This is a genomic window from Enterobacter cloacae complex sp. S2 (genome assembly GCF_015159675.1).
Taxonomy (GTDB): Bacteria; Pseudomonadota; Gammaproteobacteria; order Enterobacterales; family Enterobacteriaceae; genus Enterobacter; species Enterobacter intestinihominis.
Genome location: NZ_JADDTS010000011.1, coordinates 19,983 through 30,017 on the forward strand (window position 1 = coordinate 19,983; position 10,035 = coordinate 30,017).

The following is a 10,035-nucleotide window of genomic DNA, read 5'->3' on the forward strand; positions in this document are numbered from 1 at the left end:
ACAGAGAGAGGGCCAGGGTGAGGGCAACATCCCCCATTTACTGCACCGCAAACTCCCTGTCCAGCCTGCTATACCCCAGCCCGTTGATCTTCTTCACCTTGATCTGCACCGGAATACGTTCTTTCATTGCCTCTACGTGGCTGATCACGCCGATGGTTTTCCCGGTGGCGTTCAGCGCGTCGAGCGCATCCAGCGCGGTGTCCAGCGTTTCGCTGTCGAGTGTGCCGAACCCTTCATCCAGGAAAAGCGAGTCAATGCGCGTTTTGTGACTGACCAGATCGGAAAGCGCTAAAGCCAGCGCCAGACTGACGAGGAAACTTTCCCCGCCGGACAGGGTACGGGTATCGCGTACCGCATCGGCCTGCCAGGTATCAACCACCTCCAGCTCCAGCGCGTCGCTGGCTTTACGCTGAAGCAGATAGCGGCCATGCAGACGGTTGAGCTGCTGGTTGGCAAGCCACACCAGATTATCCAGCGTCAGCCCCTGGGCGAATTTACGGAATTTATCGCCGGTGCTGGAGCCTATCAGCGCATTGAGATAGCCCCAGTCGTCAGCCTGACGCGCCGCCTCCTCAATCTGCTGCATAAGCGCCTGCTGGTGCAGACGGTTATCACCGTCCTGCTTGAGCTGCTGGCGGATCTCCCCCTGATGCGTGGTGTTTTCACGAAGCAGTTGCGCCAGCTGGTGTAACTGCGCCTGAAGGGTTGCGGCGTCGGTTTCCAGCCCCTCGGGGCGCTGTGCCTGATGCGCCTGAAGCTGCTGGTTTGCCTGTACGGAGAGCGCCGTGGCCTGCTGGAGCTGGTTCTCCAGCGTCTGCTTTTGTTGTTCAAGCTGGCGGATCGACGCTTCATCCAGCAGGGCGGAGAGAAATGCTTCCCGATCGGCAAAGCAGCTCGCGGTCAGCGCGGCGTTGAACTGAGCCTGTGATTGCTGGAGCCGTTCACGCTCAAGCGTCTCCTGTTGCTGTAGGGTGGTGAGCTGACTTTGCAGCGACACGCATTCGTCGTGGATGCCGCGCCAGTTCTCAGGGATAACCGCGTCGGCTTCTGCATCATTGGTAACCGGCAGCGTCTCCAGAATGGGCATCAGGGCGTTAATACCTTCCTGAATCGTACCGTGCTGGGCCTGTTTTTCCTGCCAGCGGGTATATTCAGCTTCGCGCGCGCTCAGCCAGGCGCTTTCAGCCCCTTCATCGGGCACGCTAAGCGACAGCGATTGTAACGAGGCCGCCAGCGCCTGACGCGTCGCCGTCAGCTGCTGCTGGTACTGGCGCGCCTGATCTTCCTGTTCATTGAGCTGGTTTTGCAGCGTCAGACGCTGGCTAAGCTGATACAGCTGGCGTTCATACTGCTCCTGTTCACTCATCCAGGGGGCAATATCATCCTGAATATTCAGCGCTATGTTCAGGGAGGCGCAGACCTCCAGCCACTCTTTAGTGAGTGCTTGCTCTTCCTGAGAGAGGGCCTGTACTTCCTCTGTCTCGCGCTGGATCTGTTGGGTGAGCGCATTCACCTGCCCGAGCACCAGCAATCCTTCCTCTTTTAGCGCGGCAACCTCTTTCTCCAGCGCGTCGCGGCGGCGCTGATTGTCGGTCAGTTCAAGCGCCTGATACTGCACAACTGCCGGATGTTCGCTTGAACCGCAGAGCGGGCAAGGTTTACCCGCTTCGAGCTGTGCACGATAGTTCTCAAGATCCTTGATTGTCGCCTCACGCTCACAGAGCGCTTTCAGGTCGGCATAGTGCTGATTTTTCTCTTTGAACTGCTGACGCCGTAGGATCAGCGTTTCATTGAGCTTAGCCTGCTCAGCCTGCGCTTTCTGCACGCTTTCCGCATTCTGACGCAGCCGTTTTTGCAGCGGCTGATAGCGAGCGTGAAGCGCAGTCAGACGCTGGCGGAGCGCCCGCGATTGTGCCTGTTGCTCCATTGCCTTCGCGAGATCCTCAGCCGTCAGCGTCAACGTACTCTCCGGCATCTCAGCCAGCTTCTGACGAAGCTCAGCTATGCGCGCTGACTGGGCCACAAGCTGATTTTTATCGCGACTCAGTTGCGTAAAATGCGCCCGCCAGCCGGCAATTTCCTGCCCCCACTGACGGAAACGATCGTGTTCGGTCAGCCACTGCGTCAGTACCTTGTGCTCTGTCTGCAACTGTTCACGGTTGCGCAGCGCACCGTTGCGAATACGCGAGCGCTGCGCCGCTCTGTCGAGTAAGCGAGTGTTTACTTCAACAATTCGCGCTGTTGTCTGCGCCAGGCGGGTGGTCTGCTCCTGCTGATACTCCCACAGCGGACGTAGCTGGGCGGCGGGCTGTGCCAGCTGGAGCTTCGCCAGTTGCGGCGCGGCGTCCGTCAGAGCCTGTTGCGCCTGCTGCTGCGAAGCGGCTGCGCGTTGCTGCTCACGTATCAGCTCGTCGTTACGCGTAAGCCACTGAAAATCTTTCTGTTGGCTCTGCTGCTGTGCCAGCAGGATTTTTTCTTCATCAGTAAGTGCCTGCAAACTTTGCTGCAAGTGCTGCTGCTGTTCCTCGCTCAGCAGCACAACGCCTGCGGCCTGCGCTTCGCACATCTCCAGCGCGTTGCGTGCCGCTTTGTGTTTTTCAAAAACCATGGCGGAAATGTGGCCGTAAATTTCCGTGCCGGTCAGTTCCTCCAGCAGCTCTGCCCGATCGCTCGGTTTAGCGTTCAGGAAGGCGGCAAACTGCCCCTGAGAGAGCAACATCGAGCGGGTAAAGCGACCATAGTCCAGCCCGGTGAGTGCGGCGGTTTGTTCCAGCTTATCCGTGACTTTATCGGCCAGAATTTTCCCGTCTTCGCAGCGGGCCAGCTCAACGCGCGGTGCCTGTAAGTTCCCGTCTGGCTGGTTGCGGGCGCGGTTCTGGCTCCAGAAAGCGCGATAAGCAACGCCTTTGACCTCAAATTCCACTTCAGCCAGGCATTCGGCGGTATCGCGCGTCATCAGGTCGTTTTGTGCCTGAGAGACCTTATTAAGACGCGGTGTTTCGTGGTAAAGCGCCAGGCAGATGGCATCCAGCAGCGTGGTTTTACCCGCGCCGGTTGCGCCGGTGATGGCAAATAGCCCATTGCTGGCGAAAGGCTCCGCGGTGAAATCGATTTTCCACTCACCCTTTAGCGAATTCAGATTTTTCAGACGCAGGCTCAGAATTTTCATGCGTTTTCGTCCTCGTCATTGAGGGAATGCAGGGTATGGGCAAACAGCTCGTTAAGCCTGGTGCGCCTGGCCTCGTCCACTTCTTCATGCGCAAGCCGCCGCGCGAACACCTCTTCAACCCGAAGTTCGCTAAGCGTTTCACGATGGGCATTCAGCAGAATTTTCTCGCGCTGCTCGCGGCTGCGACGTACCAGCAGCACCTCTACGGGAAGGTCTTCCGTCAGCGTCTGAATTTTACGCTGCATATCGTACAGGTAGTCATCGGTGGCGATTTCGATATCGAGCCAGACGGGGGGATTAAGCACTGCGCCGCGCCACTGCTCAAGCTGAGCGGTAATGGCGGCCAGATCGCCTTTCAGCACCGCCAGCGGCTGGGTGACCGGCACCTCAAGCGTCTCAACGGCGCTAAGTTGGCCTTCGGTGAAGCTCACCAGATGCACAGATTTGGCTTTGCCCGTTTCGTCAAAACTGAGGGAAATGGGCGAGCCGCAGTAGCGAATATGCTCGCATCCCCCGACGATCTGGGCCCGGTGAATATGCCCGAGGGCAATGTAGTCGGCGGGAGGAAAGTTTTGCGCTGGAAACGCGTCCAGCGTACCGATATAAATCTCGCGCACCGCGTCACTCTTACTGGCCCCGACGGTGGTGAGGTGCCCGGTGGCAACGATCGGAATGGCCTGTTCGCCGCGCAGGGCGCAGGCTTCCGTATGCTGCTGGTGATAATAGCGGGTGATGGCCTGCAACAGATGCTGCTGTTTTTCGCTCCCGGACAGGCCTGCCTGGCTTTGCACGATATCGCGCGGGCGTAAAAACGGAATTGGGCATAGCACCGCGCCCGGTGTGCCGTCACGTTTTTTCAGGATCTGCGGCGCGTGTCCGGCGCTGGCCACCACGGTGGTATTGAGGAACGCCAGAATATCGCGGGATTCATTCAGCGTCGCCACCGAGTCATGGTTTCCGGCGACAATCACCAGGTGACAACCGGTTTGCTGGAGGTTGACCACAAAACGGTTGTACAGCTCACGCGCATAGCTCGGCGGCGATCCGGTATCAAAAATGTCGCCCGCCACAATAATTGCGTCCACCTCGTGAGCCTGAGCCGTCTCCAGCAGCCAGTTCAGGAACGCTTCATGTTCCGCGGCGCGGCTTTTGCTGTAAAAATTTTGACCCAGGTGCCAGTCTGAGGTGTGAAGTATGCGCATAAGAGATCCGTGGCAATAATAAGAAAGCAGGATTATAAACGTTCGGGGAACGGAAAATAACCGCTGTAATAAAACAACAGTTTGCTATTTATCGTGGTAATGTTTTTCATAAATCTGTCATAAATCTGACGCATAATGACGCCGCATTACAGACTTGTAACTTAAATACGATAAGACAGGGCAAAGTATGGCGAGACGTATTCTGGTCGTAGAAGATGAAGCTCCGATCCGTGAAATGGTGTGCTTCGTGCTTGAACAAAATGGCTTCCAGCCGGTTGAAGCGGAAGATTATGACAGCGCGGTGAACCAGCTGAATGAACCCTGGCCCGATCTGATCCTGCTGGACTGGATGCTGCCTGGCGGTTCCGGATTGCAGTTTATCAAGCATATCAAACGCGAGGCGATGACCCGCGATATCCCGGTGGTGATGCTGACGGCGCGCGGTGAGGAAGAGGATCGCGTGCGCGGTCTGGAAACCGGCGCGGACGATTACATCACCAAGCCATTCTCTCCAAAAGAGCTGGTGGCGCGTATCAAAGCCGTGATGCGCCGTATTTCACCGATGGCGGTGGAAGAGGTGATTGAGATGCAGGGCCTGAGCCTGGATCCTACCTCACACCGGGTCATGACCGGTGAAAATCCCCTCGATATGGGCCCCACCGAATTTAAACTCCTGCACTTCTTTATGACCCACCCGGAGCGCGTTTACAGCCGCGAACAGTTGCTGAATAACGTCTGGGGAACTAACGTCTATGTCGAAGACCGAACGGTTGACGTCCATATTCGCCGCCTGCGTAAAGCACTGGAACTGAGCGGCCACGATCGCATGGTACAGACGGTCCGCGGCACGGGTTATCGCTTCTCGACCCGTTTCTGAACAATGACAGGAGTGTGACGCGTGCTGGAACGTCTGTCATGGAAAAGGCTCGTCTTTGAACTGATCTTATGCTGTATTCCGGCCCTCATTCTGGGGGCTATTTTTGGCTATCTGCCGTGGTTTTTACTGGTGGCCGTGACGGGGTTGCTCGTCTGGCATTTCTGGAATTTACTGCGTCTTTCCTGGTGGCTGTGGGTCGACAGAAGTATGACACCCCCGCCGGGAAGCGGGAGCTGGGAACCGCTACTCTACGGCCTGCACCAGATGCAGATGCGTAATAAAAAGCGCCGTCGTGAGCTGGGAAGCCTGATAAAACGCTTTCGCAGCGGCGCGGAGTCGCTGCCGGACGCAGTGATCCTGACGACGGAAGAAGGGACCATCTTCTGGTGCAATGGCCTCGCACAGCAGCTGTTGGGCCTGCGCTGGCCGGATGATAACGGTCAGAACATCCTCAACCTTCTGCGCTATCCCGAGTTCACGCTGTATCTGAAAACGCGTGATTTTAGTCGTCCGCACAATCTGAAGCTCAATAACGGTCGCCATCTTGAAATTCGCGTGATGCCCTACAGCGATCGGCAGTGGCTGATGGTGGCGCGGGATGTCACCCAGATGCATCAGCTTGAGGGCGCAAGACGTAACTTCTTTGCCAACGTCAGCCACGAGCTGCGTACGCCGTTGACGGTGCTTCAGGGCTATCTGGAGATGATGCAGGAGCAAACGCTTGAGGGGGCGCCGCGTGAGAAAGCGCTGCATACCATGCGGGAACAGACGTTCCGCATGGAAGGGCTGGTCAAACAGCTACTAACGCTTTCAAAAATTGAGGCTGCCCCGTCGCTGGCGCTAAACGACATCATTGATGTGCCGATGATGCTGCGAGTGGTGGAGCGCGAAGCCCAAACGCTGAGCCATAATCAACACACCCTGAGTTTTGATGTTGATAACACGCTGAAAGTGCTCGGCAGTGAAGATGAGCTGCGAAGCGCTATCTCAAACCTGGTCTATAATGCCGTGAATCATACCCCGACAGGGACGCATATCGCGGTGCGGTGGCAGCATACTCCGGCAGGGGCTGAGTTTAGCGTCGAGGACAACGGGCCGGGGATTGGGCCTGAACACCTCCCGCGTCTCACCGAACGGTTCTACCGGGTGGATAAGGCGCGCTCGCGGCAGACCGGCGGGAGCGGACTGGGGCTGGCAATTGTGAAGCATGCCGTCAGCCACCACGAAAGCCGGCTCAATATCGAAAGCACCCTGGGTAAGGGCACGCGCTTTAGCTTCGTGATTCCGGAACGATTAATTGCCAAAAAAAGTGCCTGACAGCGTGTGTGTCAGGCTACCTTTCCACGGGCCAGCGATTGCTGGCCCGTTTGCTTTGCAGTCAAGCGAAACGCGAGTGAATATTATACGGCTGGTGCTTTTTTGTTCGCATGATTAGCCATGAGTTTTTCTTATACATGGCATATTATGTTGGTCTGAATTTTCATGCTGGCATATTGTTCTGGTTTTACGATCCCTTCTTGCCTTTAAACGTTATAAGCGTTTAAATTGCCCCCCATATACTGTCAGACCGACTGTATTTGCGTGGTAAATCGAAAAACTATTCTTCGCCACGCCTGGACGGGAGCATATCCCGCTGAAATTGAGCAAATTTTCCGCTGTATCGTCCCGTCAGGGATGGCGAAAATCTCAACGTATTCAACACCACATCCACAGGCAGTAAGGTTTTATGACCCATCACTTGAAATCGCGTGACATTATCGCGCTGGGCTTTATGACATTTGCGCTGTTCGTTGGCGCAGGTAACATCATTTTTCCTCCAATGGTTGGCTTACAGGCGGGTGAACACGTCTGGACGGCTGCGTTTGGCTTCCTGCTTACTGCCGTAGGCCTGCCGGTACTGACCGTTATCGCGCTGGCGAAAGTCGGTGGCGGTGTGGACAGCCTCAGCACCCCGATTGGCAAAGTGGCTGGCGTTCTGCTGGCAACCGTCTGCTATCTGGCTGTTGGCCCGCTGTTCGCAACCCCGCGTACGGCGACCGTCTCCTTTGAAGTGGGTATTGCCCCGCTGACCGGTGACGGCGCGATGCCGCTGTTTATTTACAGCCTCATTTACTTCGCCATCGTGATTCTGGTTTCTCTCTATCCGGGCAAACTGCTGGATACTGTGGGTAACTTCCTGGCACCGCTGAAAATTGTGGCGCTGATTGTGCTGGCGGTTGCGGCCATCGTCTGGCCTGCGGGGCCCATCAGCTCCGCGATGGACGCCTACCAGAACGCGGCGTTCTCAAACGGTTTCGTGAACGGCTATCTGACGATGGATACGCTTGGCGCGATGGTGTTTGGTATCGTTATCGTTAACGCCGCGCGTTCCCGCGGGGTGACCGAAGCGCGTCTGCTGACTCGCTACACCATCTGGGCTGGCCTGATGGCCGGTGTCGGCCTGACGCTGCTGTATCTGGCGCTGTTCCGTCTGGGTTCAGATAGCGCAACGCTGGTCGATCAGAGCGCAAACGGCGCGGCGATCCTGCATGCTTACGTGCAGCACACCTTTGGTGGTGCAGGCAGCATGCTGCTGGCGGCGCTGATTTTCCTGGCCTGTCTGGTGACGGCGGTGGGTCTGACCTGCGCCTGCGCGGAGTTCTTCGCTCAGTATCTGCCGCTTTCTTACCGCACGCTGGTGTTTATCCTCGGCATCTTCTCCATGGCGGTGTCAAACCTCGGTCTGAGCCACCTGATTCAGGTCTCAATTCCGGTGCTGACGGCGATCTATCCGCCATGTATCGTGCTGGTAGTGCTGAGCTTCACCCGTCCGTGGTGGCATAACTCCACGCGAATTATTGCGCCAGCCATGTTTATCAGCCTGATTTTTGGTATCCTTGACGGGATCAAAGCATCAGCATTTGCAGAAATCCTGCCAGCCTGGACACAGCGTCTGCCGCTGTCCGAGCAGGGCCTGGCCTGGCTGATGCCTTCCGTTGTAGCGCTGGTTCTGGCGATTATCTGGGACCGTGCGGCAGGGCGTCAGGTGACATCCAACGCCCATTAATCAACGGCAACAAATTGTTTAACCACGGGGCTTAAGGCCCCGTGGTTTTTTGTTTTTTTCGTGTTGAATGGCAAGATTTTAATGGAAAGCACTAACAAACTTAAACGTGGATTGAGCACCCGCCACATCCGCTTTATGGCGCTGGGCTCGGCTATCGGTACCGGTCTTTTTTATGGCTCGGCAGATGCCATCAAAATGGCCGGTCCAAGTGTTCTGCTGGCCTACATCATCGGCGGCGTGGCGGCGTATATCATCATGCGCGCCCTTGGCGAAATGTCGGTTCACAACCCCTCTGCCAGTTCCTTCTCCCGCTACGCGCAGGAAAATTTAGGCCCGCTGGCCGGGTTTATCACCGGCTGGACCTACTGCTTCGAAATCCTGATTGTTGCCATTGCCGATGTGACGGCGTTTGGTATCTATATGGGGGTCTGGTTCCCCGCCGTGCCGCACTGGATCTGGGTGCTGAGCGTGGTGCTGATCATCTGCGCCGTTAACCTGATGAGCGTGAAGGTGTTTGGCGAGCTGGAGTTCTGGTTCTCCTTCTTCAAGGTCGCGACCATTATCATCATGATCCTCGCCGGTTTCGGCATTATCATCTGGGGGATCGGCAACGGTGGACAGCCAACCGGCATTCACAACCTGTGGAGCAACGGCGGCTTCTTTAGCAACGGCTGGCTCGGGATGGTCATGTCGCTGCAGATGGTCATGTTCGCCTATGGCGGAATCGAGATTATCGGCATCACCGCCGGGGAAGCGAAAGATCCGGAGAAGTCTATTCCGCGCGCCATCAACTCGGTGCCGATGCGCATCCTGGTGTTCTACGTGGGCACGCTGTTTGTGATTATGTCCATCTACCCGTGGAACCAGGTGGGCACCAACGGCAGCCCGTTTGTCCTGACTTTCCAGCATATGGGCATTGCGTTTGCCGCCAGCATTCTCAACTTTGTGGTGCTGACCGCCTCGCTGTCGGCCATCAACAGTGACGTGTTCGGCGTGGGCCGTATGCTGCACGGCATGGCGGAGCAGGGCAGTGCGCCGAAGGTGTTTGCCAAAACGTCGCGTCGCGGTACCCCGTGGGTAACGGTGCTGGTCATGACCGTGGCGCTGCTGTTCTCGGTCTACCTGAACTACATTATGCCAGAGAACGTCTTCCTGGTGATTGCGTCGCTGGCGACCTTTGCGACGGTGTGGGTGTGGATCATGATCCTGCTGTCGCAGATTGCGTTCCGTCGCCGCCTGTCGCCAGAAGAGGCCAAAGCGCTGAAGTTTAAAGTGCCGGGCGGCGTGCCAACGACCATTGTCGGTCTCATCTTCCTGGTCTTCATCATTGGCCTGATTGGTTATCACCCGGATACCCGTATTTCCCTGTACGTGGGCTTCGCGTGGATCGTCCTGCTGCTGGTGGGCTGGATGTTTAAATGTCGCCGCGATCGTCAGCTGGCGGAAGCACAGTAACATTCTTTTCCCCTCTCCCCGTGGGAGAGGGTTCCCCACAAATTAATGCGAGCACTGAGCAATCCCCTCGCCCCTCCGGGGAGAGGGTTAGGGTGAGGGGAACATACGGCGGTGGTGGTCATTCCGTTCACTTTATGTTCCTTGCTACTCTGTAACGACATGACCGGTGAACGTGCCAGGGTGGCTCAGTCGCCACCACCCTGGCAACCCGGGCTCCCGCCCGTAAATCGCCGCTTCGCGGTGCCCTCGGCATATTCCATCCCGCTTATCGGGTACGGGCGCAGGC

At 56.9% G+C, this 10,035-nt stretch carries 6 protein-coding genes; 4 read left to right on the plus strand and 2 right to left on the minus strand.

The features are described 5' to 3' along the window. Positions 1 to 37 precede the first annotated feature (37 nt). Entirely contained in the window at positions 38 to 3,169 is a 3,132-nt protein-coding gene (gene sbcC, locus IPZ49_RS06605) for an exonuclease subunit SbcC (RefSeq protein WP_063929344.1), read from the minus strand. Next, positions 3,166 to 4,371: an exonuclease subunit SbcD gene (gene sbcD / locus IPZ49_RS06610; RefSeq protein WP_063146690.1), complete on the minus strand. Its 1,206-nt coding sequence runs from the start codon at positions 4,369 to 4,371 to the stop codon at positions 3,166 to 3,168. The genes sbcC and sbcD overlap by 4 nt, the downstream gene beginning before the upstream one ends. Positions 4,372 to 4,558: 187 nt before the next feature. Here sbcD and phoB point away from each other — a divergent pair, with 187 nt between their 5' ends. The 4 genes from phoB to proY all read left to right on the plus strand — a co-directional run bounded on the left by phoB (position 4,559) and on the right by proY (position 9,749). After that, the gene (gene phoB / locus IPZ49_RS06615; RefSeq protein ID WP_003859122.1) at positions 4,559 to 5,248 is read left to right on the plus strand and encodes a phosphate response regulator transcription factor PhoB; all 690 of its coding nucleotides are present in this window, start codon (positions 4,559 to 4,561) and stop codon (positions 5,246 to 5,248) included. A gap of 21 nt (positions 5,249 to 5,269) precedes the next feature. Beyond that, on the plus strand, positions 5,270 to 6,565 hold the full coding sequence (gene phoR / locus IPZ49_RS06620; RefSeq protein ID WP_023299433.1) for a phosphate regulon sensor histidine kinase PhoR: 1,296 nt from the start codon (positions 5,270 to 5,272) through the stop codon (positions 6,563 to 6,565). Positions 6,566 to 6,974: 409 nt separating this feature from the next. Further along, on the plus strand, positions 6,975 to 8,294 hold the full coding sequence (brnQ, locus tag IPZ49_RS06625) for a branched-chain amino acid transporter carrier protein BrnQ (RefSeq protein ID WP_003859118.1): 1,320 nt from the start codon (positions 6,975 to 6,977) through the stop codon (positions 8,292 to 8,294). Positions 8,295 to 8,375: 81 nt separating this feature from the next. Next, on the plus strand, positions 8,376 to 9,749 hold the full coding sequence (proY, locus tag IPZ49_RS06630; protein WP_017383160.1) for a proline-specific permease ProY: 1,374 nt from the start codon (positions 8,376 to 8,378) through the stop codon (positions 9,747 to 9,749). Positions 9,750 to 10,035: the final 286 nt, after the last annotated feature.

What these genes read in the sequence shown, in the direction of transcription:
- sbcC (WP_063929344.1), bottom strand. Translation starts at nt 3,169, where the DNA reads ATGAAAATTCTGAGCCTGCGTCTGAAAAATCTGAATTCGCTAAAGGGT.
- sbcD (WP_063146690.1), bottom strand. Translation starts at nt 4,371, where the DNA reads ATGCGCATACTTCACACCTCAGACTGGCACCTGGGTCAAAATTTTTAC.
- phoB (WP_003859122.1), top strand. Translation starts at nt 4,559, where the DNA reads ATGGCGAGACGTATTCTGGTCGTAGAAGATGAAGCTCCGATCCGTGAA.
- brnQ (WP_003859118.1), top strand. Translation starts at nt 6,975, where the DNA reads ATGACCCATCACTTGAAATCGCGTGACATTATCGCGCTGGGCTTTATG.
- proY (WP_017383160.1), top strand. Translation starts at nt 8,376, where the DNA reads ATGGAAAGCACTAACAAACTTAAACGTGGATTGAGCACCCGCCACATC.